The 25,453-nt window shown below is 75.9% G+C and carries 17 protein-coding genes and 2 pseudogenes; 5 read left to right on the top strand and 14 right to left on the bottom strand.

What is annotated here, in order from left to right:
* The first annotated feature begins 528 nt into the window (after window positions 1-528).
* Window positions 529-2,610 (top strand): glycoside hydrolase family 97 protein, encoded by a 2,082-nt coding sequence (locus ACL02R_RS20620; protein ID WP_412798435.1) that lies wholly within the window; start codon window positions 529-531, stop codon window positions 2,608-2,610.
* 181 nt (window positions 2,611-2,791) lie between these two features.
* Here the strand turns inward: ACL02R_RS20620 and ACL02R_RS20615 are convergent, their stop codons facing one another.
* Window positions 2,792-3,922, bottom strand: coding sequence for a lactonase family protein (locus ACL02R_RS20615; protein WP_412798434.1), 1,131 nt, complete (start codon window positions 3,920-3,922; stop codon window positions 2,792-2,794).
* A gap of 337 nt (window positions 3,923-4,259) precedes the next feature.
* On the opposite strand from ACL02R_RS20615, the gene ACL02R_RS20610 reads away from it, so the two are divergent.
* Complete coding sequence (locus ACL02R_RS20610) at window positions 4,260-5,255, top strand: helix-turn-helix transcriptional regulator (protein WP_412798433.1); 996 nt, start codon at window positions 4,260-4,262, stop codon at window positions 5,253-5,255.
* Window positions 5,256-5,302: 47 nt separating this feature from the next.
* Here the strand turns inward: ACL02R_RS20610 and ACL02R_RS20605 are convergent, their stop codons facing one another.
* Both ACL02R_RS20605 and ACL02R_RS20600 read right to left on the bottom strand, forming a co-directional pair.
* Complete coding sequence (locus ACL02R_RS20605) at window positions 5,303-5,557, bottom strand: hypothetical protein (protein WP_362968765.1); 255 nt, start codon at window positions 5,555-5,557, stop codon at window positions 5,303-5,305.
* On the bottom strand, window positions 5,554-6,807 hold the full coding sequence (locus ACL02R_RS20600; RefSeq protein ID WP_412798432.1) for an amidohydrolase: 1,254 nt from the start codon (window positions 6,805-6,807) through the stop codon (window positions 5,554-5,556). The genes ACL02R_RS20605 and ACL02R_RS20600 overlap by 4 nt, the downstream gene beginning before the upstream one ends.
* A gap of 213 nt (window positions 6,808-7,020) precedes the next feature.
* Here ACL02R_RS20600 and ACL02R_RS20595 point away from each other — a divergent pair, with 213 nt between their 5' ends.
* A complete protein-coding gene (locus ACL02R_RS20595) occupies window positions 7,021-7,197 on the top strand; it encodes a thiazolylpeptide-type bacteriocin (protein ID WP_362968761.1) in 177 nt (58 codons plus the stop codon).
* 199 nt (window positions 7,198-7,396) lie between these two features.
* Here ACL02R_RS20595 and ACL02R_RS20590 read toward each other — a convergent pair whose 3' ends face one another.
* The 10 genes from ACL02R_RS20590 to ACL02R_RS20545 form a co-directional block, all read right to left on the bottom strand.
* The gene (locus tag ACL02R_RS20590; protein ID WP_412798431.1) at window positions 7,397-9,319 is read right to left on the bottom strand and encodes a TOMM precursor leader peptide-binding protein; all 1,923 of its coding nucleotides are present in this window, start codon (window positions 9,317-9,319) and stop codon (window positions 7,397-7,399) included.
* Window positions 9,316-10,071, bottom strand: a complete 756-nt coding sequence (locus ACL02R_RS20585; protein ID WP_412798430.1) for an ABC transporter permease — start codon at window positions 10,069-10,071, stop codon at window positions 9,316-9,318. Before ACL02R_RS20585 ends, ACL02R_RS20590 begins: the two co-directional genes overlap by 4 nt.
* The gene (locus ACL02R_RS20580; RefSeq protein WP_412798429.1) at window positions 10,068-11,081 is read right to left on the bottom strand and encodes an ABC transporter ATP-binding protein; all 1,014 of its coding nucleotides are present in this window, start codon (window positions 11,079-11,081) and stop codon (window positions 10,068-10,070) included. The genes ACL02R_RS20585 and ACL02R_RS20580 overlap by 4 nt, the downstream gene beginning before the upstream one ends.
* Before the next feature lie 19 nt (window positions 11,082-11,100).
* On the bottom strand, window positions 11,101-12,213 hold the full coding sequence (locus tag ACL02R_RS20575) for a peptidase M50 (RefSeq protein ID WP_412798428.1): 1,113 nt from the start codon (window positions 12,211-12,213) through the stop codon (window positions 11,101-11,103).
* Entirely contained in the window at window positions 12,210-13,208 is a 999-nt protein-coding gene (locus tag ACL02R_RS20570) for a lantibiotic dehydratase C-terminal domain-containing protein (RefSeq protein WP_412798483.1), read from the bottom strand. Before ACL02R_RS20570 ends, ACL02R_RS20575 begins: the two co-directional genes overlap by 4 nt.
* 56 nt (window positions 13,209-13,264) lie before the next feature.
* Entirely contained in the window at window positions 13,265-16,045 is a 2,781-nt protein-coding gene (locus ACL02R_RS20565; RefSeq protein WP_412798427.1) for a lantibiotic dehydratase, read from the bottom strand.
* A 36-nt stretch (window positions 16,046-16,081) separates the two neighbouring features.
* The gene (locus ACL02R_RS20560; protein WP_412798426.1) at window positions 16,082-17,659 is read right to left on the bottom strand and encodes a nitroreductase family protein; all 1,578 of its coding nucleotides are present in this window, start codon (window positions 17,657-17,659) and stop codon (window positions 16,082-16,084) included.
* 50 nt (window positions 17,660-17,709) lie between these two features.
* The gene (locus ACL02R_RS20555) at window positions 17,710-19,635 is read right to left on the bottom strand and encodes a TOMM precursor leader peptide-binding protein (protein WP_412798425.1); all 1,926 of its coding nucleotides are present in this window, start codon (window positions 19,633-19,635) and stop codon (window positions 17,710-17,712) included.
* Between the two features lie 213 nt (window positions 19,636-19,848).
* A complete protein-coding gene (locus ACL02R_RS20550) occupies window positions 19,849-22,002 on the bottom strand; it encodes a TOMM precursor leader peptide-binding protein (RefSeq protein WP_412798424.1) in 2,154 nt (717 codons plus the stop codon).
* 5 nt (window positions 22,003-22,007) lie between these two features.
* Window positions 22,008-23,810, bottom strand: coding sequence for a BTAD domain-containing putative transcriptional regulator (locus ACL02R_RS20545; protein WP_412798423.1), 1,803 nt, complete (start codon window positions 23,808-23,810; stop codon window positions 22,008-22,010).
* 193 nt (window positions 23,811-24,003) lie between these two features.
* On the opposite strand from ACL02R_RS20545, the pseudogene ACL02R_RS20540 reads away from it, so the two are divergent.
* Together ACL02R_RS20540 and ACL02R_RS20535 are read left to right on the top strand one after the other, a co-directional pair.
* A pseudogene (locus ACL02R_RS20540) lies at window positions 24,004-24,401 on the top strand (YchJ family protein); the annotation flags it as partial.
* 534 nt (window positions 24,402-24,935) lie between these two features.
* Window positions 24,936-25,337 carry a hypothetical protein gene (locus ACL02R_RS20535; RefSeq protein ID WP_412798422.1) on the top strand — a complete coding sequence of 134 codons (402 nt, stop codon included), beginning with the start codon at window positions 24,936-24,938 and terminating at the stop codon, window positions 25,335-25,337.
* A 7-nt stretch (window positions 25,338-25,344) separates the two neighbouring features.
* Here the strand turns inward: ACL02R_RS20535 and ACL02R_RS20530 are convergent.
* Window positions 25,345-25,453 (bottom strand): annotated as a pseudogene (locus tag ACL02R_RS20530) (IS481 family transposase); the annotation flags it as partial.

The raw sequence follows: 25,453 nt of genomic DNA, 5'->3' as shown, positions 1-25,453 counted from the left end.
CACGGCACACCGTGAGCAAGGCGACCGCCCGTACCGCACGCCCGCCGCTCGGGCTTCTCCCATCCCGCCGGACTCCCCGCGACCTCCTGCGCGCCGGGTGTCCGGGTGAGGACTTCCGGGCCGTGTCCTGTCCGGCCCGGCACGCCGCCCGGCGGTAGGATGGCCCCGAAATGCCCGCGAACGCCCCGTTCTCTCCGGAAATTTCGTCGAGCGCGGGGGCGCGGGCGGGTGCTGTGCCGCGTCGCTAGGTGACGAGCCGTGAGATACGGGGGCTTGGCCGTGATAACCCTCCCCGCGCAGTGAGTTCGGCGGGCCGCCCGTCAGGACGGGCGGCCCGCGACGCCCCCGGCGCCGGGACCCGGCGCGAGCCGGGCCGAGCCGGGCCGGGACGAGGCTTCCGGAGCCAGGCGTCCCCCGCGCGCCGCGCCGTGCGGCGCGCGTCCCGCCCACCCGTCCCGGCCCTGCCCGCCGCCACCGGCGTCCGTGCTCCACGGGGGAGGGGTGCACCACCCTGGAGTGAACACGAACGTGTCAGAACCGCTGCGTCCACGCTTCCCCGCCCGCCCCGTGACCGCCCTGGTCCCGGTGCTCGCACTGCTCCTCCTCACCCTCTGGGCCGCCCCGTCGAGCGCGGCGCCCCCCGCCCCGGGCGCGGCACCGGTCGACGCGGCAGGACCCGCGGCCACCTCGCCCGACGGCACGCTGACTCTCGCGGTCTCCGCGTCCGGCGGGCGGCTCACCTACAGCGTGTCCCGCGCGGGCACCCTCCTCGTCGCCCCCTCGGACCTCGGACTGCGCCTCACCGACGGCACGGTGCTCGGCCACGACGTCGCCGTCACCGGCCACCGCACCCGCGCGTACGACAGCACCTGGCAGCCGGTCTGGGGCGCCGACGCCGAGGTCCGCGACCGGTACGAGGAGCTGACGGTCGACCTGCGGCAGCGCGACGGCCGCACGTTCTCCGTCATCGTCCGCGCGTACGACGACGGCGTCGCGCTCCGCTACGACGTGCCGGAGCAGCCGGGCCTGCGGTCGCTGCGCATCGCCGACGAGGCCACCGAGTTCGACCTGACGGGCGACCCCGTCGCCTGGTGGACGCCGCGCGACGACAACAGCGACGAGAACCCGTGGCGTTCCACCCCGCTCAGCGCGATGGGGAAGAGCAACGCGCCCGTCACCTTCCGCCGGCCGGACGGCATCCACCTGTCGGTCCACGAGGCCGACCTCGTCGACTACGCCGCCATGACCGTCACACCGGAGGACGGGAGCCTGCGCGCGGACCTCGTCCCCACCCCCGGCAGGGACGCCGCCGTCGTCACTCGCGCGGGGCGCGCCCTGCCGTGGCGCGCGCTCACCGTCGCGCCCGACGCGGCGGGCCTGATCGAGTCGCACCTGCTGGAGAACCTCAACCCGCCCTGCCGGATCTGCGGCGGCGACACCTCGTGGATCGAGCCGGTCAAGTACGTCGGCATCTGGTGGGTGATGCAGCAGGACCAGGCCACCTGGGAGACCGGGCCCCGGCACGGCGCGACCACCGCGCGCGCCAAGCGGTACATCGACTTCGCCGCCGCCAACGGCATCGAGGGCCTGCTCGCGGAAGGCTGGAACCAGGGGTGGGAAGGAGACTGGGGCGACCAGTCGTTCACCCGGCCCACGGCCGACTTCGACCTGCGCGAGGTGGTCTCGTACGCGCGGGAGAGGGGCGTCGAGTTCATCATGCACAACGAGACGGGCGCCAACGTCGAGAACTACGAGGCGCAGCTCGACGAGGCGTTCACCCTCTACGAGGACCTGGGCGTCAACTACGTGAAGACCGGGTATGTCGGCGACATCCCCGGCCACAACCACTACGACCAGTTCATGATCAACCACTACCGGCGCGTGCTGGAGGCGGCGGCCGAGCACCGGATCAACGTCAACTGCCACGAGTGCGTGCACGCGAGCGGCGAGATGCGCACGTACCCCAACGCCATCTCCCGCGAGGCGGTGCGCGGCCAGGAGTGGGACGCGTTCAGCGAGGGCAACACCCCGGAGCACACGCTGATCCTGCCCTTCACGCGCGGCCTGTCCGGGCCGATGGACTACACGCCGGGCATCATGGACATCCTGTGGGACCCGCAGCAGCTCGGGCGCCGCGTGCACACCACGGTCGGCAAGCAACTTGCTTACTACGTCACGTACTTCTCGGGTCTGCACATGGCCGCCGACCTGCCGGAGCACTACCGGGACGCCCCCGGGCTCGGGTTCATCCGCGACGTCCCCGCCCGCTGGGACCGCACGGAGGTGCTGGCCGCCGAGGTGGGCGACCACCTGGTGACGGCACGCCGCTCCGGGCGCGAGTGGTTCACCGGCGCCATGACCGGGGAGCACGCCAGGACGCTGAGCTATCCGCTGTCGTTCCTCGGCGCGGGGGAGTGGGTCGCCGAGGCGTACACCGACGCGCCGGACGCCGACTACGACACGAACCCGACCGCGCTCGCCGTCACCCGGACGCTCGTGACGGCGGCCGACACGTTCACCGCCGATCTCGGGCGCAGCGGCGGCCAGGCCGTCCGCTTCCGCCCCGCGACCCGCGCCGACCTCACGACCCTGCCCCGCCACACCCCCTGAGGCCCGTCCCCCGGCGCGGGAGCCACCCGGCTCCCGCGCCGGGCGCACGAGACGCTCAACCCGCGTGCGTCACCCGCCCCGCGAGCGCGGTGAGCACGACACGGTGGGCGAAGTCCCGCCCGTGAAAGGGCGAGTTGGACGACCGGCTGCGCCAGCCGTCCGGGCCGGGTGGAGCGGTCCGTCACACCACCGCGATGCCCTCGCCGCCGTCTCCGCCGGGGACCGGGACGGAGCCGACCCGCGTCAGCGATCCGTCGCGGCCGATCGCGAACGCCTCGACGGTGGACGCGACGCCCGTCTGCACGTACAGGTGCCGTCCGTCGGCGGACGCGGCGGCGTCGATGGGGCCCGCCTCCGTCGGGGTGATGGCGCGCAGTTCGAGGTTGCCCGACCGTTCACCGCGCAGGACGCCGACCGAGTCGCTGCCCGCGTTCGACGCGTAGAAGAGGTGCCCGCTCCTGACGACCCAGCAGGTCGCCGTCTCCCCGGTGGCGCGTTCGCTCACCTGCCGCAGCCCGCCCCCCGGCGTGATGTCGAAGACGGCCACGGCGTTCGGCCCGGCCTCGGCCAGCACGAGCCGCCCGCCCCGGTCGAAGGCGAAGCCGAACGGCACGGCGTCCGGCAGCTCCGTCACCACGGGGCGTGCGGCGGGGCGGCCGTACGCGTCGATCCGGTAGTGCAGCACGCGGTCGCCGTTCGCCTTGGTGGTGACGAGCAGCCCCGAGCCGTCCGGTGTGAAGCCGATCTGGCCGGGGGTGTTGAGGAACTGCGGGGCCGCCGCCGGGTCGAGGCCGAGGTCGCGGTGCGTGCGCGGCAGCGCGGTCAGCCGCCCCGACGCGTACGCGAATCCCTGGACGCTGCCGCCGCCGAGCGCGTTGAGCACGTACACGTGGTCGCCGTGCGCCGTGACGCTCACGGGGAAGTCGCCGCCGGAGGAGATGACCTGGAGGCGTTCGAGCCGGGTGCCGTGGACGCGGAAGACGGTGAGGGTGTCGCTGCCCGCGTTGACGGCGTAGAGCAGGCCGTGGCCCGGGTCGTAGGTCAGGGAGCCCTGGGAGGCCAGGTCGTCGGCGACGGCCCCTTCGAGGGCCGCGCCGTCGCCGCCGGTCGGATGGACGCCCCGGCGGGTGAGCGTGCCGTCGTACGCGCGGGCGTAGGCGACGATCTCGTTGCCTTCCGCCCCGTTGTTCTGGACGAACACGGCGGACGGCTCGCCGCCGCCGGGCGCGGCCCCCGGCGGCGCGAAGGCCGTGCCCAGGGTGAGGGCGGCGCAGGCGAGGGCGAGGCGGGAGGCGCGGGACGAGCGGTGCATGGGACCCCTTCCGACGGTGGGCCGGGGACGGCCGTGGACGCGGGTGACGGGCCGCGTTCCGTCCGTGAAGGTAACCCCGCCCGGTCCTCCCCGGCGGGTGCGACGCGGCGCCCGTCCGCCGTTGGGGCGGGGCGCGCGGCCGGACGCTTCCCTTCCGCTACGGCCGGTGCGGCGCGCTGACCGGGACGGTCGTCCCTGCCTGGTCGTCCGGCGATGATCAGGTGTTCGGCGCCGTATGCGAACGGGCAGGAACAAGGCGACTCCGGGCCCCACCCGGCCCGCACCCCGCTCCCCGCCCGTGCCCCCACACGGGGCCACCCCCACAGGAGTGTCCGACGTGCATGCGAACGAACTGGCGGACTTCGGTGTGTCCCCGACCGAGGAAGCCGTCTACCGTCACTTCCTGCGCCACCCCGGCACGACCCGCGAAGGACTGCCCCTCGTCCTGGACGCCGACCCCGAGGCCGTGCGCCTCGCGCTGGACCGCCTCACCCGCCTCGGCCTGCTCAGACCCGGCGAGCTTCCCGGCTGTACGACGGCGGCCGATCCCGAGATCGCGCTCGCCAGGCTCAGCGAACTGCGGCTGCGTGACATGTACCAGGAGATCCAGCGCATCACGCAGTACCGTCACGTGCTCGACACGCTACGCGCGGAGACCGCCCGCCGCGCCGCGCCCGCCCAGGGCATCGAACAGCTCGACGGCGGCAGCGCCATCCACGACCGGATGGACGACCTCGCCTTCTTCGCCCGCGAGGAGATCGTCTCCGCCGAACCGCGCGCCCGTCTGTCGCCCGAGGGGTCGGCCGGTGTGCGGGCCCGCGACTTCCGCGCGCTGCGCCGTGGCGTGCGCCGCCGCATGGTCGTCACCGGCACGGCGCTCGCGCACGAGCCGACGGCCGCGTACCTCGGCGAACTCGTCCGCAGGGGCGCCCGGGTACGCGTCGCCGCCGAGATGTCGGACCACGTCGTCGTCTACGACCGGCGTGCCGCCCTGATGCCGCTCGACCCCCGGCGGGACACGAGCCGGGCGCTGCTGGTCCGCGACGGCGTGCTGGTCGCGAGCCTGGCGGGGCTGTTCGAGCGGATCTGGGAGCAGGCGGACGACGTGTCGCTGGCCGTGCGCCCCCCGGCCGACCGGCGCCCCGACCTGTCCGGCGCCGAACTGCGCGTGCTGCGGCTGATGTGCACGGTCGGCAAGGACGAGACCGGCGCGCGCGACCTCGGCGTCTCGGTGCGCACTTATCGCCGCCACATTGCGGATGTCATGCGCATGCTCGGGGCGTCGACACGGGCGCAGGCCGCGCTGCTCGCCCGCGAACGCGGCTGGATCTGACCGCCCCACGCCCCACACCCACGCCCCACACCCACGCCCGCCGCCCGTCATCCGCGCCGCTCCACCGCCCACCCCGGCACCGACCCGTTCGCCAGCGCACGCCGCAGCGCCGCCCGCGCGGCCGCCTGACCGCCCGGCGGCCCGTCCGCCAGCCGCAGCCGCACACGGTCCCGTTCGATCCCGGCGCAGCGCGGCCGGTGCGCCCGCAGCAGCCACACGAGGCGCACGGCGGTCGTCTCCGCGTACGGCGCGGACGCGTCGCGCCGCACCGCGACGACCTCCACCGCCGCCGCAGCGCTCACCCCGCCGCCCGCGCCGGGGCGGGCACCGCCGCGCCGAGCACCCGCCGCGCGGCCCCCGTCAGCGCCTCGACGCCGGTGGGCAGCGCCGTGCGCACGTCGGGCGCGAACGCGGGGGAGTGGTTGGACGGCGGCGGCGGCCCGCCGGGGGCGAGCGCGGCGCGCCACCGCGCCGCCGGGACGGTCCCCAGCATCCAGTACGCGGTGCGCACGGCCGTCCCGCCGTGCAGCCCGGCGCCCGCCGGGCCGAACCACGGGAAGTCCTCCGTCGCCGTCGCCGGCTGCCACTCCAGCACCCGCCGCGCGCCGAACGCCTCCTCGTGCGCCACCCGTACGCGCCCGGTCAGCCCCGGGTCGGGCACCAGCGCGGGCGAACGTGCCGCCACGGTCACGTCCGGCGGGCGCGGGCAGCCGGACGCGTCGCTCTCGGCGCGCAGCACCCGCCGCACCGCCGCCGTCATCCGGTCGAGCGTGTCCTCGCCGAACGCCCGCAGGCTGAGGCCGAGTTCCGCCCGGTCGGGGACGACGTTCGCCAGCTCGCCCGCCCTGAGCCTGCCGACCGTCAGCACGGCCTGCTCGGCCGGCGCCGTCTCGCGCGAGACGATCCCCTGGAGCCGCAGCACGGCGGCGGCAGCGGCCAGCACCGGATCGACCGTCAGGTGCGGCGTGCCGCCGTGGCCGCCCGCGCCGTGCAGCACCGCGTCCAGGGTCCTGCTCCCGGCGAGCACGGCGCCCCGTGCGTGCGCCACCGTCCCGGCGGGCAGCGGCGCGGCGTGCTGCGCGAGCACCGCGTCCGGCACGCCGCAGCGCTCGTAGAGGCCGTCCGCCAGCATGTCCCGCGCCCCGGTGAGGGTCTCCTCGGCGGGCTGGCCGACGGCGACGACGGTGCCCCGCCACGACGCGGCCGACCCGGCGAGGACACGGGCCGCGCCCGCCAGCGCGGCGAGGTGCAGGTCGTGCCCGCAGGCGTGCATCATCCCGGGGACCTCGCTCGCCCAGGCGAGGCCCGTCTCCTCCTGGACGGGCAGCGCGTCCAGTTCGGCGCGCAGCAGGACGACCGGCCCGTCCCCGTTGCGCAGCACCCCGGCGACGCCGTGGCCGCCGACGCCGGTGGTGACGGCGTACCCGTCGGCGCGCAGCCAGGCGGCCAGCGCGGCGGCCGTGCGCTCCTCGGCCCCTGCGGGCTCCGGACGGGTGTGGAGCGCCAGGTACAGCTCGACGGCCGACCTGAGCACGTCCGGCGGGACGGCCATGCGGACCCCTCTTCCTCACGCCTGCCTCACGTCCCCGTCGCACCCCAGCATGCACGGGACGCCACGCCACGGCCGGACAGGTCGCTGACACCAGGTGTCAGCGGCCTGACAGCGGAACCGGGGTACTCCTGCCGCCGCCCCCCGCTGCAATGGAACGGTGGCGGGCCGCAGCCGGTGCCACCGGCGCCCGCCCCCCGTCCCCGAGGAGACACCATGTCGCAGAAGCCCGAGCTGTCCACGCTGGCCGACGAGATCCTGGAGCTGGAGTCCGAGACCTTCGAGATCTCGGACTACTCGGACGAGGCCGAGGTCGTCCTCGCCGGTTCCACCTCCTGCTCCTCGACCTCCACCTGCTCCAGCACCACCAGCACCACCTCTTGCAGCGCCTGATCCAGGCGCCGCGCGACAGGGCCCTCCCGGCGGACCACCGAGCCGGGAGGGCCCTGCCACGCGTGCGCGGGCCTGGGGGGGCTTTCGCTGCGTCGCCGCATCGTGAGGAGTACGTCCGGGTACGAGCGGCGATGCTCCGCCTCGCGCCGCACCGCGTCCGACAACGCGGCCTGACCCGACAAGACCCGGAAGACGCGCCCTACGGGAACGGGTGCGGCACGGCGTGGGTGCCCGCGCCGGGGCCGCACAGCGCGCGCAGCCTCGGCATGCGCAGCGCCCGCTGCCGGTTCCAGCCGAAGTCCAGCGGCAGCAGCCCCGGCACGAGCGTCGCCACCGTGTGCAGCCCGGCGGCGCGCTGCTCCGGCGTGGTCTGCGCGAGGGCGATCACGTCGTGCCCCGCGCCCGCGAGCCCGTCGCGCAGCAGCCGCAGGTCGTCCAGCAGATCCAGGGTGCGGGGCCTGACACGTTCCCACCCGGCGAAGACCTCCGCGAGCGGACGGGCGGGCGAGGGCGCGAGGAACGGCTCCGCGTGCCGGGCCATGCGCGGCAGCCCGTACAGCTGCGCGTGGTCCTTCAGCTCGCGCACGCGCGTGAAGTCCGCGGCCATCGCCTCCAGTTCGGCCCGCCGCTCCCGCACCTGGAAGGGCAGGTGCGGGATGTACGTGAGGACCTCGCTCAGCGCGCCCGCGACCGTCTGCTCCGGGTCGAACCCGGCCGCCGCGCCGAACGACAGCAGCCCCTCGCCGCCGTCCCCGCGCACGGCGAGCGCCGTCACCACGGGCACCGGGAGGTCGGCGCGCGTGTCGTAGGCGTGCACGTCGTAGCCGAGCAGCGCGGCGCGGTCGAGCGCGGCGCGGATGCCGGGCGTGCGGCAGGAGGTGAGGTCGATGCGGGGCGGGCGGCGGCGGCCGTACCAGGCGAGGAGGAACGCGTCGCGCTCGACGAGTTCGAGCAGCCCGTGCAGCACCGCCTCGGCCGGATGGCCGCCGGTGGCGCAGCCGTTGGAGCACTCGAAGACGAAGTTGTCCGCCGCCACGCCCGCGCTGTAGTGCACCAGCCGGGCGGGCACGAGGACGGGCCGTTCGTCGCGCAGCGACCAGCCGTGCAGCCACGGGATGGGCCGCCCGGGGTCGAACGGGTCCACCATCGGGTCGTCGCGGTAGGTCTCCGGGGCGTACGCGCCGCAGTCGGCGGGGTCGAGCACGGCGGTGCCCCCGTCGCGGGCGGCGCGTGCCAGGTCGCGGTACGAGGCGGTGACCGGCAGCAGGCCGCGCCGGTTGTGCGTCCCGGCGTAGCGCTCCAGGCCTTCGAGGAACGCGAGGGTCCCGCTCGTCGCGTAGCTGTCGCCCTGGCCGCTCCAGGTGACGTCGTTCAGGCCCGCGTAGCCGCGCACGAAGTTGCTGCCCGACACCGGCGCGGTCGTCGTGGACGCCGGGTTGAGGTGCGTGCGGGAACCGAGCGCGCCGCAGACCGGGTTGGCCAGCGCCTCGGCCGGCAGGGCGAACGCGGCGGTGGACCGTACGCGGTAGCCGCCGGGGTCTGGTTTGACCGCGCCGGTGAGGTCGGGGACGGCGTCCTCCGGCCGCTCTGCCCTGGGGGTGACGCAGTGCGGGCACAGCGGCTCGGGCAGGAGCGGGAACGTCACCAGCGCCAGCGTGGCGAGGTCGATCCGCGTGACGCGGGGCAGCCCGTGGCTGGTGCCGGGCGCGTCGGCGCGGGCGGCGACCGCGCGCGCCGCCGCCCACACGGCGTCCGCCGCGTGGTCCGTGACGACCGGCCAGCCGCGCGCGCCGCCCGGCGCCGCGCCGCCTTCGAGCGCCTCGCGCTCGGAGCGCGTCCGCAGCCGCTGCCACCGCATCGCCAGGCACTGCCCGCACGCCGCCCGCACGCCGCCGCCCCAGGGGCCGAGCAGCACGGCGCGCGCGGCGAGGTGGAACGCGGCGGCGGGCCGCGCGTCCGCGTGCGGGTCGGCGCCGGGCGCCAGGACGTCGGCCGCGCCGAGCGGCGCGACCACGGGCGCGGGCCCCGGGCGGCCCGCGTCCTCCCAGCGCCGCCGCAGCGCGGCCTGGAGCGTGTCACGGGCCGCGTCGAGGGGCGGCGGCGCGGTCACGGGCGCCGTCATGACTGGTCGCTCCAGCGGAAGGTACGGAAGGCCACGACGCCGAGGACCGCCGCGAACCCGACGAGCAGCGCGGCGGCCAGGCCGATGTCCCCCACGCCGCCTGAACCGGTCAGCGCGGCGGACACCCCGTCGTTGAGGTGCCGCAGCGGCAGCACCCACGAGATGTCCTGGAGCCACGACGGCATCGCGTCCAGCGGGTAGAACGAGCCGGACAGGAACGCCATCGGCACCATCAGGCAGTTGGCCACCGCCGCCACCGCCTCCGGTGTGCGGCAGTACGCCCCGACGATCGCCCCCAGCGCCAGGAACGCCGACACCCCCAGCACCAGCACCGGCAGCGCCAGCGGCCAGCCCGCGTCGAGTTCGAGCCCGAAGCCGGGCAGCATCGCGACGGCCACGAACACCACGGCCTGCACGACGCCGACGCCGATCGCCAGCACCCACCGCGAGCCCAGGACGGCGCCGAGCGGCGTCGGCGTCATCCGGATCAGCCGCAGGATGTCGTCCCGGCGCCACTGCATCAGCGTGAAGCCGACGCCGAACACGGCCGCGTTCGCCACGCCCCACGACAGCACGCCGGGCGCGATGTAGCTGATGTACGGCCTGCCGCTCTCCTCCACGTCCTGGCCGCTGAAGATCAGGCCGAACACGACGAGGAACAGCAGGGGGAAGGCGAAGGTGAAGAAGAGGGTGGTGCGGTCCCGGGTGTACGCCCGGTAGCCCGCCTCCCGGAGTGCGGTGTAGGCGCTCATGCGCTCGGCTCCGTCCGTCGCAGCTGGTCCGTGGACACGTCGGCGCGTGCGGCCTCCGCGGACGGCTCGCCCGCCTGCCCGGTCAGGGTCAGGTAGACGTCCTCCAGGCTTGGGGTGCGGGTCTGCACGCCCTGGAGCCCGGCCACTTCGGCGACCGCCGCGAGCACGGGCCCGGCGTCGGCGGCCTGGAGGACCACCACGTCGCCGTCCAGGTCGGCCCGCAGCACGCCGGGGAGGCCCCGCGCGGTGTCCACGCCGAGCCGTTCCGCCGGGACGAGCAGCCGGGTCACGGTCGCGTTCCCCGCGATCAGCCGGTGCGGGCTGTCGAGCGCCGTGACCCTCCCCCTCGCCATGATCGCGACCCGGTCGCACAGCGCCTCGGCCTCGTCCAGGTGGTGGGTCGTGTAGACGATGGTGCGGCCCGCGCGCTTCAGGTCGCGCAGCACGCGCCACAGCGACCTGCGGGCCTGCGGGTCGAGCGCGGCGGTCGGCTCGTCGAGGAAGATCAGCTCGGGGTCGTGCACGAGGGCCGCGCCGATGGCCAGCCGCTGCCGCTGCCCGCCCGACAGGTCCTCCACCCGTACGTCCGCCTGCTCGTCGAGGCCGACCGAACGCAGCGTGCGCGCCGCCGCGTCACCGTCCGCCCCGTACAGCGCGGCGACCGTCCGCAGGTGCTCGGCGGCGGTCAGGCGCACGAAGAACGCCGACGACTGCGTCTGCACGCCCAGTTTCGGCAGCAGCGCCGTGTCGCGCGGCCACGGCGGCGTGCCGAGGACGGCTACCGTGCCCGCGTCGGCGCGGCGCAGGCCCTCCATGATCTCGATCAGCGTCGTCTTGCCCGCGCCGTTCGGACCCAGCAGCCCGAAGAACTCGCCCCTGGCGATGGTGAACGAGACGCCGTCCACCGCCCGCACGCCGCCGTACGTCTTGTGCACGCCGTCCAGGACGACGGCCGGGGGCGCGGGCGCGCCGCTCCCGCCTGGTCCTGCGGTCTCGGATGCGTGGGCCACGGAGATCTCCTTCACGGTGTCACGGCGCCGTCAGCAGGGCGTCGACGAGCAGGACGAACGCGCCGAGCAGCGCGGCGCCGGCCAGCACCACGCACAGCCCGTAGACCGTGTACGCCCTGCGCGCGCGGGGCGGGTGGGCGGCGGCGGCCGGGTCGCGGCGCAGCGCGAGCCCGAGGTACGTGCGGCTCGACGTCGCCAGCCGGGTGGCGCCCAGGGCCTGGCTGACGATGGTGTAGCCGTCCAGCGGCGGCAGCGGCACCAGCATGGCGAACGCCTGGAGGACGCCGAGGAACAGCAGCCCGGCCAGCGCCTCGCGGGTGCCGCCCTCCGGGGCGAGCAGCCACCACGCGGCGAACGGCACGAGGAACAGCAGGTTCGTCACCGCCCCCGCCCCGGCGACGGCGATGCGCCGCCGGCGGCCCGGCAGGAACGGGTAGTCGTCCACGGTGCAGTACATGATCACGACCGGCAGCCGCCAGCGCAACCCGATCTCGCCGACCCGGCCGCCGTGGTGCCGCGCGGTGACGGCGTGCGCCAGCTCGTGCAGCGCCGTGCTGAACCACAGCGCCGTCGCCACCGCCACCAGCAGCACGGGATTGCGGAAGACGGCCGCCGCGCCGTCCACCAACTCCGGCAGGTGCCACGCCAGTACGGCCGTCATGCCGGTCAGCAGCGTGAGCAGCGCCACGGCCGGGACGGGCGCCAGCAGCGGGCGTACGGCCCGGTGCAGCCGCCCGGCGGTGGCGTGCGCGTCGGCGACGAGCCGGACACGGCCGCGCAGCACCCCGTTCCCCGGCTTCGCCGCCGCCTCGCCACCGCCCGCGCCAGGCGTGGCGGGCCCGCCCGCCAGGAGCCCGCGGCCGCCGAGCAGCGCCAGCAGCTGCCGCCAGTTCGCCTCGCCGAGCCTGCGGCCGAACGCCTCCGCGTACGCCCCGCCCAGTTCTTCCAGGGTCCGCGCCCCGTCCAGCCGCGTCATCAGGAACGCCTCGCGCGGCCCGACCTCGAAGGTACGCCCGCCCTCCGGCGCCCTCACCAGGTGCACCGTGCGCGGGCCGAGCAGCAGCGGCTCGCTCACCAGCACCCCCGGGCGCAGCCGGGGCCGCAGGCCCGCCAGGGACCCGGGGGCGGTCACCGCTCCCGCCCGGCGTGCGAGGCCGCCGCGCGCGGCGGCAGCTCCCGGCGCAGCGCCCGCCCGAGGACGTGCGCGAGGTACGCCTCGTCCTGGATGGTCACGTGCAGCCGGTTGTTGGTCATGTGCATATAGGGGGAGAGGAGGCGGACGAGCGCCTCGTCCCGGTCGGTGACGCGCTCGTCGCGCTCGCCGTCCCAGGAGCGGAACACGAGCCCGTCCCCGTCGGCCAGTTCCCGTACGCGCGCGGCGAGTTCGGCGCAGTGCGCGGCCCAGCGGGCGAGGAGGGCGGGCAGCCGCCCCGGCTCGCCGGCGGCCACGGCGTCCCTGATCCGCGCGTACCAGCGGGCCAGCGGCGGGCCGACCTCGTCCGCCTTCCGCTCGTACTCCGTGCTGCCGATGAACCCGGAGTCGGGGAACGCCCGGTGCCAGAACGTGTAGTAGTCGTCCAGGTAGCCGGCCAGGGCGGCGGTCTCGGCGACGAAGCAGGCGGACATCACCATCATCAGCTGCGCGGACGTGCCGAGCAGCACGGTGCGCAGGTGCAGGTTCTTGTCGCGGAACGCGTCGGTGACCAGCTCGCTTGAGTGCCGGAAGTGCCACTCCGCCAGCGCCACGCCCGCCGGGCCGCCGTACTTGCCGTACTCGGGCTCGTAGGGCTGCCAGGCGTGGGAGTTGTTCGGCCGCAGGTTCATGCGGCCGTCGGCGTCGAGGTAGGGCGCGCGGTCACCGGCGCCGAACTCGATGTCGAACAGCTGGTTGTAGAACTCGTTGAGGAAACCGGAGTCCACCTCGTACAGCGCCGGGCGCTCCGCGAGGAAGCGGTCCACGGCGGCCTCCGTCCTGGCCCGCACCTCGGGTTCGGCGGCGGGCGCCGACGGCCGCAGGCGCAGCCGCACGTGCGGGCCCTCCAGCCAGTAGTTGATGAAGAACCAGCCGTCCAGCAGCCCGTCCGCCTCAAGATCGGCGACGAGCGGGCGCACGCAGTTCAGCAGCATCGGCCGCGGGTTGGCGGCGTAGTGGACATGGACGGCCTGCCACGCTCCGGTCGCGTTCACGACGCGTCTCCTTCCGGTCCTTCCGGGGTACCTTCCCCGTGCCGCGCCCGCACGGTCTCGACGGCGAACTCGGTGACGTGCGCCCCCCGTTCGGTGGTGACACCGGGCGCGGCGCCGTCCGGCAGGGCCTCGCGGAACACCACCCGGGCCTCCGGCCGCCGCAGCAGCCCCTCGAAGGCCAGCAGCGACAGCGGCGCGGCGAAGTCCACGTACTGCGGCTTCGCGCCGGTCGCGCCCCGCGCGCCGCCGTCCGCCACGGTCGCGAACACCCGCTCCGGCACGCCCTGGCGCCGCCGCCACCGCTGCCAGCCGAGGTACCACGCGGCGTCGCCCCCCGCCCCGGCGTCGCCCGCGCGCGGCGGGAGTACGGCGGCGGGCGCGCTCCAGCTGCGCCTGGCCAGCACCAGCCGCCCGTGCCGTACGCGGGGGCGGCGCGTCACGCCCTCGTACGGCGCGCTCTCCGCGATGCCGCCCCACACGTCGAGCGGCGCCATCGACGTCGGCGAGAGCAGCAGCAGCGTGCGCGGGACCTCGGGCAGCGCCAGCGGCACCAGGTAGCCGAGGTAGACGGGGACGACCTCGCGGCCCAGCCGGGCCGAGCGCAGCACCAGCCGGTCGGCGGCGGGGTCGTGGGTGAGCGACAGCTCCTCCAGGGCCAGTCGGCGGTCCGCCGGTACGCCGCTGGTCTCGCCGGGGCAGACGATCTCGTAGTCGGTCAGCCGCCCGTGGAGGTTGAGGTTGCTGGTCACGGGACCGCCCGTCACCTCGGCGAAGACGGCGCCCGGCGGCTGGACGGCGCGGGCGCGCGCCCGCAGCCGCCCGGCCAGGTCCGTGTCCTCGTGGCAGTGCGTGAAGCGGCTGAACGGGAACGACAGGCCGCCGTACGAGCGGTTGAGGACGACGAGCGGCCCGTCGCCTTCCCCGGCCGCGAGCTGGACGTGGTGCGCGGAGACCGCCGTCCCGCCGGACAGGTCGGCAAGTTCGTCCGCCGTGCGCGCGAACAGGTCCTCGCCCAGGACGAGTTCGGCCGGCCCGCCAGGGCCGGCCCCGGCCGCGCCGCTCGTCTCCCACAGCTCCCGCACCCCGTCCTGGAACACCTGCCGCGCGGTGTCCAGCGCCTTCAGCCGCGGCAGCCCGAGCCAGTTCTCCTCCGGCACGTGCCGCCCCGCCGCGTCGAACCGCGCGCGCCGTGACGTGAACGACAGGTACTGGTCGAAGAAGTCCTCGTGGAAGTCGTGGATCAGCCGCAGCAGGTCGTCGCAGCGCCCGCCCCTGCCGTACCGCGCGAGGAAGAAGCCGGTGAACGTCAGCCGCTGCGGCAGCGTCAGGTCGAACGCGGGCAGCACCCGTTCCACCGAGCGCAGCGGCTCCGCCACCGCCCGGGTGAACGCGGCGCGGTCCGCCGTCACGGACGGCACCGTCACGTCCTCGTACAGCACCGTGCGCGGCACCCTGGCCCGTTCCGCGCCGAGCGACCGCTGCACGTCGCCGAGCCGTTCGCGCAGCTCCGCCAGCAGCGCGCGCCGCCCGGCGGGGCCCTCGGCCGGGTAGCGGTCGAGGCAGCGCGCCGGGCCTTCGAGCGCGTCCGCCGTCTCCCGCGCCCAGGGCCGGTCGAGCGCCCGCAGCGACCGCTGGAACGCGCGCAGCGGATCGGTGTCGTGCACCCCCGTGTCCAGGCTCGGCACGCGCACCATGCCCACCGCAAGCAGCGCGGCGAGGTACCGCTCCACGTCACCGGCGGGTGCGCCCAGGCCGTCGGCGAGCCAGCGCGCCAGCTCTCCGTAGCGCAGCGCGGGCCGCTCGCCGAGCAGCGCCAGCATCCGGTCGAGCACGCCGCTGCGCCGCAGGAAGAACAGCCGGTCGCGCACCGTGTCGAACGTGACGGCCGTGTCGTCCTCGCCCGCCGTCACCCACCGCCGCACGTACCGCACGCGGTCCTCCTCCCGGCCCCAGCCGGGCGCCGGGGCGACCGGCAGGTCCGCGCGGCGCGCCGGGTCCGCGACGACCGCCTCGGCGATCCGGCCGAGCACGGCGACGTTGAGCCGGGGACGGCTGGTCCACGGACCGGCCGCGCGCAGCGTGTCCGGCGCGCCGTCGCCGAGCGTCCCGAGCGCCACGCCGGTGAAGGTGCTGAACGGGCTGGTCTTGCACGCGGTCCTGTACAGGTACGCGAGCAGTGACCGCTCGGTCTTCCGCGCCCGCTTGTCCGGCCCGCCCGCCGCGCCGTCCGCGCCGTTCACGCGCGCGAGGTACGTGTCGAGTTCGGCGTCCAGCGAGGGCGACGCCAGCAGCAGCCCGTTCCGCAGCCGCTCCTCGGCCGCCAGCTCCCGCAGCGCGGCGCGCGTCCCGGCCAGATCGGCGGCCAGCAGCCCGGGGCCCGCCGCCTCGCGCCCGGCGAGCGCCGCGCGGTCCGCGAGCCAGTCCGCCAGGGCGCGCCCCGCCGCCGCGTCGCGGCCGCCCGCCAGGGCCACCGCCTCGTCCCGGTCCCGTGGCAGGCGGTTGTTGAACACCTCGCGGCGCAGCCGCAGCAGCGCGCGCCGGGCGTCGCCGTCCTCGTTGTTGCCGACCAGGCCGTGCAGCAGGTCGGCGACGCGCCCGCCCGCCGCGCGCACCCGTTCCTCGGCGTCCAGGACCTCCGCCGCCCACGCGGCGCTGCCGTGTGCCCGCAGGCCGTCCACCGCCGCCAGCGGCAGCCCGGCGACGCGCGCCGTGAACAGGCCGCCCAGCTCCCAGTGGTGGGCGTGCCCGGTCCGTGTGATGACGTCCGTACCGTCCATGGCCTCTCGCGCTCCCATCCGTCCGGCGCTCGCGCGTCAGGCGATCTCGTAGCGGAAGTCGGCGGGCGCGGGGCGCTCGTGGCCGACCATCATGATCAGCAGCGGCTGCTCGTCGCCGTCGAGCAGCCCCAGCTCCTCGCGGTAGGCGATGTTGTCGAAGCCGAGGGCCACGCCGCAGCCGACGTCCAGCGCGGCCGACGCCGTGTACGCGGCCTGCGCGACGGAGCCGGTCAGCGCGTTCACGACGCGGTAGCCGCGGTCGCCCACCGCGTCGAGCACGGCGTGGGTGCGGAGCGCGGGGACGATCACGGCCGCCGCCTCCTCCAGGTTGTAGTTGGCCAGGAAGTAGTTCTTCTGGAGGAACGGTCCCGGCGGCCCCGCCTTCACCGTCCGCAGCGCGCCGCCGCCCGCCGGGTCGTACGCGTACGCCCCCGGCTCGACGCCGTCCACGTGGTTCACGAACACGTACAGCCGCGTCAGGTCCCCGGCCCCCGCCGCGTCCGCGTCGCCGCCGAGCCGCGCCCCGGCCCGCGCGGCGGCCAGCAGCGCCGCCAGCCGCCCCGCGGCCAGGGGCCGCCCGGCCGCGAACCGGCCGAAGCTGCTGCGCCGCGCCCGCAGCGCCGCCCGCAGCCCCCGCTCCAGCGGTACGGGCGCGGGCAGCCGCACGTCCGCCCCTTCCCCGGCGGCGGGCGCCGCCGCCGACAGCGCGCCGGGCGCGGGCCGCCGCGCGGCGTCGGCGGACGTCGCCTCCTGCATCGCCCGCAGCGCGGCGAACTCCAGGACGCGCCGCGACCGTTCCTCGTCCCGCCGCGCGACGGCGGCCCCCGGCGCGGCCGGTCCCGCACCGGTCCCCGCCCACGGCAGCGGCACGACCGCGAAGATGCCCTCCTCCTCGCCGCGCACGCCCAGCAGCCGCGCGAGCCGCGCCTCGTCGAACCACAGCGCCGGTTCGACCGCCAGGCCGCGCGCCCGCGCCCACGTCCGCCAACTCCCCAGCAGCGCGCCCACGTCCATGCTCACCGCGTGGAAGGAGAAGCTGTTGTACTTGAACGCGTTCTGCCAGTACTTGACGCCCAGCACGAGGTACTGGCCCGTGTCCTGCCCCGGCGCGCCGGGCCCGAGCGCCGCGCGGACCTCGCCCGTCACATCTCCCGTCAGCAGCCGCCGCATCGCGTGGTGGCGCGGCGAGTAGTGGTGCACCCCCGGCGGCACAGGACCGCCCGCGCCCGACACCCAGTAGACCGCGACCGGGTACAGCCCGCCGCCAGAGGCCGTGCCGCGCGACCAGTTGGCGAGCGGGTAGAACGGCAGCGCGTCCAGGTCCGTGTTCGCCTGCACGCCGAGCCGCCGCCCGGTGAGCCCGTACGAGTCGCCGAGCAGCCCGGCCAGTTCGGGCAGGCCGAACGCCCCTGTCCCGCCCTCGCCGCCCAGGCCGCGCCGCACGGTGGCCGTCGCGGGCCAGGGCCCGGCGTCCGGCAGCGGCAGCCGTTCCGTCCCCGGGTAGTACTTCGTCTTGCGCGGCCCGTCCGCCCAGTCGGGCACGAAGTCGGCCGGCTCCATCGGGACGCGCCCGCGATGCATGATCGCGGTGGCGTAGTCATGGGCGTACCCCATGGTCTGCTCCTTCTCGTACGCCGTCGTGCTCGGTCGGGGTCGCGGGCGGGTCAGGGGAACGGGTGCGGCGCCGGGTTGAGGTCGGCCGGCTCCAGGTCGCGGTCGCGCAGCCCGGCCTCCCGCAGCCCGGTGCGCATCCTCGGCATGCCGAGCGCGCGCTGCCGCGACCAGCCGAAGTCGATGGGCAGCAGCCCCGGGACCAGCACACCGACCGTCGCCAGGCCGAGCGCGCGCTGCTGCGGCGTCGTCTGGTCGACGACCACCACGTCGTACCCGGCCGCCGTCACCGCCGCGACGCACGCCCGTACGTCCGCCCGCAGGTCGTCGGCGGGCGGCAGCGTCCGGCCGCCGCCGAACCGTTCCGCCAGCTTGTGCCGGGGCGGCCGGGGCGCGCCGGGCGCGCCGAGCAGGAAGTCGGCGTGGACGCCCATCTCCGGGACGCCGTACACGAGCGGGTGGTCGTGCAGCGCGGCGACCTTGCCGAAGTCGGCGGCCATCGCGCGCAGCCGCGCCTCCTCGCGCTCGGTGCGGCCGGGCAGGTTCACCGCGTCGGTGGCGATCTCGCACAGCGCGGACGCCAGCGCCGCCTCCGGGTCGAGCCCGGCGCCCGCGCCGAAGCACATCCGCCCGAGCCCGCCGTCACGTCGCACCGCGACGCCCGTCACGACGGGCACCGGGAACGTCAGCGCCGTGTCGAAGAACCGCGCTTCGTACCCGTACATCGCCAGCCGGTCCACCATCTGCCGCGTCGCGGGCCGCGCGCTGCTCGCCGGGTCGATCTCCGGCAGCGCCGCGCGCCCGTACCAGGCGAGGAGGAACGCGTCGCGCTCGATCACCTCCATCAGCCCGAAGTAGACGGCCTCGGCGAGCGAGCCGCCGGAGGCGCAGCCGTTGGAGCTCTCCTGCACGAAGCGGCCCGCGAGGCCGGGCGTGTGGTAGTACGTCAGCACCTCGGGGACGAGGACCGGGCGTTCGTTCCCCAGCGACCAGCCCCACACCCAGGGAATCTCGCGGTCGGTGGTGAACGGCGGGATGTGCGGGTTCGCGCGGTGGAAGCCGGGGGAGTAGAGGCCGCAGCGGCGCGGGTCCACGACGCCCCCGGGGGCTGTGCCGTCCGCCGTCAGCGCGTCCAGGCTGGCGCGCACGGCGGCGGAACGGGCGCGCGGGCGCATCCCGGCGTAGCGCTCCAGGCCCTCCAGGATGCCGATGCGGACGCTGTCGGCGAACGTGTCGGCGTGCCCGCCCCAGAACGTCTCGCGCAGGTAGTCGCCCGACCGCAGCGAGAAGCAGCCGATGGTCGCGGAGGTGGACGTGGACGACACGTCGTAGACCACCGACGGGCCGAGCGCGCCGCAGACGGGGTTGGCGTACGCGTCGGTCGGCAGGTCGTAGTCCGCGATGTCGCGCACGCGGAACGAGCCGGGCCGGTGCTTCGGCGCCGGGTCCAGCACCAGAGTGGCGGCCTCGGCGGTGTCGCGCTCGGACCGGCCGCAGCGCGGGCACTCCGGGTCGGGCAGCAGCGGATAGCGGCGCACGGTGAGGGCGGCGAGGTCCACGAGGTGCACCGCCGCGCGCGGGCCCCCGCCGGCCGTCCGCGCGGCGATGACGGCGGCCAGCGCGTCGGCGGCGAAGGGGGTGGCGTACGGGGGTGTGCCCGCCGCGCGGGTGCCGCCGCCGAGTTCGAGCGCCTCGCGCAGCGCGACCGAGCGGACCGCCTGCCAGCGGCGTTCGAGGCAGTGCGCGCACGGCTGCCCGCCGTCCGCCCCTGGCAGCGGGCCGACGACGGCGTGCCGCCCGTACACCCGCACGGGGACGCCGCCCGGGGTCCCGCACGGCCCGGCGAACGCGTCGCGCGTCCCCAGCGGCGCGACATCCACGGGCCGCGCGCCGCCCAGCGCCCGGCCGATCAGCGCGGACAGCGCGCCGCACAGCCCGGCCACCGGGTCGTCGGCCCGCACCGCGTCAGCCGTCAGCACGGGCGTCCTCCGTCGTGAGCAGTACGCGGGCGGACCAGCGGCGCGGAGCTCGTGACGTCCGGCGTGGCCGGTGCCGTGACGGCGGTCGCGTCGGGTGTCTCGCGTCGTGAGGAGCACGCAGGCGGTGCGGAGGCCGGACGGTCTGGTGCCGGCCCACAGCACGTCGCGGCCGGTCCTGTCGTCGCCGGAACCCCGATCGCGTCGGGTGTCGCCTCAGCCGTCCGCACGGGTGTCTCCCGTCGTGAGCAGCACACGGGCCGTGCGCAGGCCGCCCGCGCGGAGGTCGGCGGGTGTGGTGTCGGCGTACAGCACGTCGCGGCCCGCCGCGCGCAGCCGGTCGAGCAGCGCGGGGAACGTCACCTCGGGCGCGGCCGGTCCCGCCGGTGCCGTGACGGCGATCGCGCCGGGGGCCAGTTCGGGCAGCAGCGGGTCGCCGGTGTCGGGCGGCGCGCCCGTCTCGGCGGCCACCTGGACCGCGCCCAGCAGGTCGCGCAGCGCTGCGGTCGCGGCGGCCCCGGCCGTCAGGTCGCAGGCGACGGCCCACCCGGCGCCGCCCCCGTCGTCCGCCGTGCTCCGCGCCAGCACCGCGTGGGCTCCGGAACGGGCGTCCTCGCCCAGGTCGAGCAGCTCCACCCGCACGCCGAGCGTCCCGGCCGTGCGGTGCAGGAAGACCAGCTCCGCCTGGTCGTCGCGCGGCGGCTGCACGGGCCGTACGGCCGTCGTCCCCCCGACCGCCCGCAGCAGCGCGTCGTGGGCCAGCGCGGCGAGCAGCGCGTGGCCCGCCGCCTCCTGCGGGGTCTCCCCGGCCCCGGCGCCCGCCGGGCCGCGCTGGACGGCCAGGTCGCGGTTGTACGGTCCGGCGGGCCACACGGCCGCCGTGGGCGCGGCGGACCGCTCCTTCGTCAGCAGCGACGTGACGGCGGTCCACGTTCCCACCACGCGAGACCCGTTGCCGATGGTCAGCGTCTCAGGGCGTACCACCGGCAGTTCCCCGGGGCCGCCGGGCAGGACGTCGGCGGGCACCACGTGGTCGACGTACGCGAGCGCGGCGGCCCGCAGCGCTCGCCTGCGCGCCCCGGCGAGATGGTGCACGTCGAACGCGGTGACGAGCCGCGTCCCGCCGGCGCCGAGCGGCAGCGCGACGCGGGCCGCCTTGAGCGGCGTCTGCGTCAGCGTCTCGTCGTCCCAGCGGGTGAACACCCCGGCGTGCGGGCGCACCAGCGCGGTGCTCAGCCGGTTCAGCTCCGCCACCAGCTCCTCGGCGTCCCGCGCCGACCCGACCGTCGTCGTCCGCGCGACGGCCAGCGCGTCCGGCAGCCCGTCCTCCGGCGCGGCGGCGGGCGCGCACCGGCGGCAGCGGGGGTGCGGGCGCAGCGGCTCGGCCGTGACGTCGAGCGAGTCGAGGTCCTGCACGAGGACCTGACCCTCGGTCTCGGCGGGCAGGGCGCCGGTCACGGTGCGGAAGATCTCGTAGCTCAGCAGGTTGCCGAGCATCGCGGCGACCGGGCCGGTCAGCGGCCCGCCGGGCGCGCCGCCCGACGGGCGTGCCCCGCCCGCCAGTTCGCTCCACAGCCCGGCCGCCGTCGCGGCGTCGAGACCGGCGCCGAAGCGCAGCAGGGCGCAGGACACGCACCCCCTGCTGTCCGCCGAGCCGCGCGGCCCGACGACCGCCCGCTCACCGAACGTCCAGACGGGCAGCACCAGTTGACCGGGCGGCGGGCCCGCGTCCAGCAGCCGCCGCGTACGGGCCAGCGCGTCGGCGCCCGCCACCACCACGACGTCGTACGCCCCGAGCCCGTCGTCGCCCGGCGCCGCCGTGAGCCGTACGGGGCAGCCCGCGCCGTCCAGTTCCGCCGCCTCCGCCTCGGCGGCCGGGGCGGGCGACTCCACGGCGACGGCCGCGCACCCGTTGCGCACCAGGCTCAGCGCGCACCAGGCCGCCACGTCGCCCTCGCCGAGCACCGCCACCGACGTCTCGCGGAAGCGCAGGAAGCGGGCCGCCGCGCCGTCCGTGTAGTGGTCCACGTACGCGATCTGCGCGGCGAACCGTTCCCGCACCGCCGCCGGGAGACCCGCGTCGCCCGAGGGCACGGTGTCGCGCGCGAAGTCCCGTTCCACCAGCGACTCCACCAGCTTCGCGACCATCGCGCGCTGCTGCTCCCCGAGGCCCGCGCAGATGTCCGCGAGCGGCCGCGAGCCGTCCAGGTGCGGCACGACGAGCGTAGCGAAGCGGTACGCGTTCCGTCCCGCTAGGTGGAAGCCGCCGTCCGCGTTGTGGAACAGCACCCCGCCGGGCGTCCGCGTGAACAGCACGTCGCGCCGGATGCGCGGACGGACCCCGGCCAGTTTGTCGAACGGTGTCGCCATCCTCGTCACACCTTCTGTCTCGGTCGGAGCCGGCCGTGGCCGGCGGGGCGGGCGTACAGGCGCAGCAGTCCGTGGACGCGGTACGGGCCCGGCGGGCCGTCCTCCAGCAGCCCGGCGTCCACCAGCCGCTCCAGCAGGCGGTCGGCCTCCGCCTCCGGCAGCCCCAGCAAACGGGCGGCGTCGGCCGGGCCGAAGCGGGCCGACGGCAGCGCGCCGACCGTCAGGAACGCGTCGGCGAGCGCCGGGTCGAGCCGGTCGAGCGCGCCCCGCAGGACGCGCGGCACGGACATGCGCGGGTCGTCGTTCAGGGCGAGCCGGGACAGCGGGTCGGCGGCGATCCACCGCACGCCGTCCGCCAGGCCGAGGGCGGGCCGCGTCAGCAGCCGCGCCGCCGCGATCACCAGCGCCAGCGGGTGGTGGCCGCAGGCGGCGGCCAGCGCGGCCGTCTCGCCCGCCCCGGCCGCCACGCGCTCCGCGCCGAGCACGGCGGCCAGCAGGTCGGCCGACTCGCGCGGCGTGAACGCGTCCAGCCGCTGCACCCGCCCGCCGTGCGTCGCGACGAGCCCGGCGAGACCGAGCCTGCTCGTGACGACCACCGCGTCCCCGCCCGTGGCGGGCAGCAGCGGACGCGCCTGCTCCGCGTCCGTCACGTCGTCGAGCACCAGCAGCGCGCGCGGGCTCCCCTCCCGGCCGAACGCGGGCAGGAGCGCGGCGGCCTCGGCCGCCGTCTCGGCGGGCGGGCGCGGCGCGCCGTCGGCGTCGGTCATGCGCAGCAGCAGGCGGCCGCCGGGGAACCGGTCCCGCAGCAGGTGCGCCACCTGCTGCGCCAGCGCCGTCTTCCCGATGCCGGGCGCCCCGCACACCAGCTCCGTCACCGGCCCGGCGGACACATCCGCCGCCCCGCCCAACCGCTCGGCCAGCGCCGCCACTTCGGCCTCCCTGCCGGTGAACCACGGCACCGGCGGCGGCCCCTCGGACACGGACACGGGCACGGCCTCGGGCTCCGGCGCGGCGGGCAGCGCGGCGACCGCCGGGCGCACCTCAGGACCCGCCACCGGCCCCAGGTCCTCGCCCCGCAGGATCGCCAGCTCAAGCTTCTGGAGCCCCGGCGACGGATCGACACCCAGCGACTCCAGCAGGAACCCCTTGAACCGCCGGTACTCCGCCAGCGCCTCCGTCTGCCGCCCCGCCCGGTACAGCGCCTCGATCAGCTGCTCCCTGAACCGGCCGTGCCCGGGATGCGCCCGCGTGATCCCCCACAGCTCCACGAGCGCCTGGCCGCAGTACCCGAGCGCCAGGTACAGGTCGCAGACGCGCTCGACCACGCGCAGCCGTTCCTCCAGCAGCCTGGGCACCTCGTCGCGGTGCATCAGCTCGGAGCGCACGTTGGCCAGCAGCGAGCCCTGCCACAGCCCCAGCGCGCCGCGCAGCACGGCCAGTTCGGCCTCGGGACCCGCGTCCGTGGCGGCGGCCGCCCTGGCGCGCTCGCGGAAGTCCACGAGATCGAGGGAACGCGCGTCGGCGCTGATCCGGTAACCGCCCGGCACGGCCTCGATCGGCGTGCCGAGCACCGCGTGCCTGGCGAACAGCCGCCGCAGCCGCAGCACGCACGTCTGGAGCGACGCGCGGGCGGTCACGGGCTGCTCGTCGCCCCAGACCATCCGCTGGAGGTAGCCGGCGGACACGATGGTGCCGGACCGCAGGAGCAGCGCGGCCAGCAGGTTGGTCGGCTTGGACGGCTGGAGCACCACGGTGTCCGTTCCGTCCGTGATGCTCAGCGGCCCGAGGAGCTGGAACCGTACGGTCATCCGTCATCCTCCTGCGGCGCTGCGTGGAGCCGGGAATCCGCCGAGGACACCGACGCTACCCGCGTCGACCCTTGCGGCGCAGGGCCGATCGCGTCCTCAAGTTGCAGGCTTCGCAGTCCGGTTGCTGCCAGATGGGGCATGCGGCGACAACCGGCCCCGGTACGCCCCCGCCCCGCCCGGCACAATGGTCACCATGGCCCGACGCACCCCCCGCCGCCCCCAGCCGCCCACCCCCTGCCCCTGCGGCGGCCCCGAGGCATACGCGTCATGCTGCGGCCGCCTGCACAGGGGCGACGCCACGGCCCCGACAGCCGAGGCACTGATGCGCTCGCGCTACAGCGCCTTCGCACACCGCGACACGGCCTACCTCCTACGCACCTGGCACCACAGCACACGCCCCGCCACACTCGACCTTGACCCGACCACACGCTGGACAGCCCTGGAAATCCTGGCCACCACCGAAGGCACGGCGTTCCATACAACCGGCACCGTGACATTCCGCGCGCACTACCGCACCACAACAGGCCCCGGCACACTCCACGAGAACAGCACCTTCACCCGCCACACAAAGGCGAATGGGTCTACGAGAACGGCACCCCCTCCCCTGACTCTTCGGCACAGGAACCACCTCCGTCCTCTCGGCGTTCTTATTCGGGGAACAGGACGAGCCACTGACTGCCAGGGCGCGGCTCGCACGTCATTCGGGTTCGGGGGAGCACAGCGGTATGGCACGTCCTTCTTCACGAGCGTGCGGCGTATAGCCTTGCGCATGTCGTCAGCTCCCTGTAGCTGATGGCCACGCCCCGGGGATGTGCCGCATCCCGCGGGGCCCTTTCGTGGCTTGACAGGTGGAGTCCTGACGGCAGGCCATCTTGGCCACCTACGTCTACACGCGTATAGCGACAGCCCGACGCGTCGGCCTACGTCTAGGGTCGGCTCATGCCGTCTGAGAGCTAGATCGATCACGATGCGCCCACATCTGCGCGAACAGGGCCACGTCTACACCGTGCCGCAGCGCGGTACCTACGTGGCGGACAAGACGGCGTAGCCGGAGTCCGACTTCCGCCGGGGGTCTTCCTCGGGGATCGACCGTCCGCGCCGCCGCACCGCCGCTAGCGTGTCGTCATGAACGTTCCGTACGTGTCCGGTGACTGGCATCCCGCGTGCGGGATCTGCCCCGCCCGCCGCTACCCGTTCGGCGGATTCGACGTTGCCGAGCGACCGTCCCGGGAGTTCCCGTTCAGCGTTGAGGACGGCCATCGGTACACGGCGGACGGGGTGCCGGTGTGCGTGCATCCGGACCGGGTGGGCGTCCCCGCCGCCCGGTACCGGACGGAAGGGACGCCGCTGTCGGCCGATCTCGCGCTTCCGGATGATCCGGACGAGCTTGCCGACTTCTTGCGTGATGTGCTGCATGGCGCAGCGCCCGGCCTTCTCGATGTGCTGATTGAGAAGGCCGCTTCCGAGATGGCGCGCCGGTTCCCGGAAGTCAGTGTGACTGAGACGCTGCGCCGTGCGCTGGGCTAGCTACCGGCTAGATGTATTGACCCGCAGGGTTGTTGACGCGGGTGATTGGGGGCTGGCCTGCGAGTGCGGTGTGGCTGCGGTGGTGGTTGTAGGTGTGGATGAAGTCTGTCAGGGCC

Source organism: Streptomyces sp. MS19 (assembly GCF_047200595.1).
In the GTDB taxonomy this organism is placed as follows: domain Bacteria; phylum Actinomycetota; class Actinomycetes; order Streptomycetales; family Streptomycetaceae; genus Streptomyces.
This window is presented reverse-complemented; position numbering and strand designations above follow the sequence as displayed.

Coding starts and splice junctions, on each gene's coding strand:
- ACL02R_RS20570 (WP_412798483.1), bottom strand. CDS start 13,208: ATGCTGCTGAACTGCGTGCGCCCGCTCGTCGCCGATCTTGAGGCGGAC.
- ACL02R_RS20615 (WP_412798434.1), bottom strand. CDS start 3,922: ATGCACCGCTCGTCCCGCGCCTCCCGCCTCGCCCTCGCCTGCGCCGCC.
- ACL02R_RS20565 (WP_412798427.1), bottom strand. CDS start 16,045: ATGGACGGTACGGACGTCATCACACGGACCGGGCACGCCCACCACTGG.
- ACL02R_RS20595 (WP_362968761.1), top strand. CDS start 7,021: ATGTCGCAGAAGCCCGAGCTGTCCACGCTGGCCGACGAGATCCTGGAG.
- ACL02R_RS20550 (WP_412798424.1), bottom strand. CDS start 22,002: ATGGCGACACCGTTCGACAAACTGGCCGGGGTCCGTCCGCGCATCCGG.
- ACL02R_RS20535 (WP_412798422.1), top strand. CDS start 24,936: ATGAACGTTCCGTACGTGTCCGGTGACTGGCATCCCGCGTGCGGGATC.
- ACL02R_RS20545 (WP_412798423.1), bottom strand. CDS start 23,810: ATGACCGTACGGTTCCAGCTCCTCGGGCCGCTGAGCATCACGGACGGA.
- ACL02R_RS20590 (WP_412798431.1), bottom strand. CDS start 9,319: ATGACGGCGCCCGTGACCGCGCCGCCGCCCCTCGACGCGGCCCGTGAC.
- ACL02R_RS20560 (WP_412798426.1), bottom strand. CDS start 17,659: ATGGGGTACGCCCATGACTACGCCACCGCGATCATGCATCGCGGGCGC.
- ACL02R_RS20585 (WP_412798430.1), bottom strand. CDS start 10,071: ATGAGCGCCTACACCGCACTCCGGGAGGCGGGCTACCGGGCGTACACC.
- ACL02R_RS20600 (WP_412798432.1), bottom strand. CDS start 6,807: ATGGCCGTCCCGCCGGACGTGCTCAGGTCGGCCGTCGAGCTGTACCTG.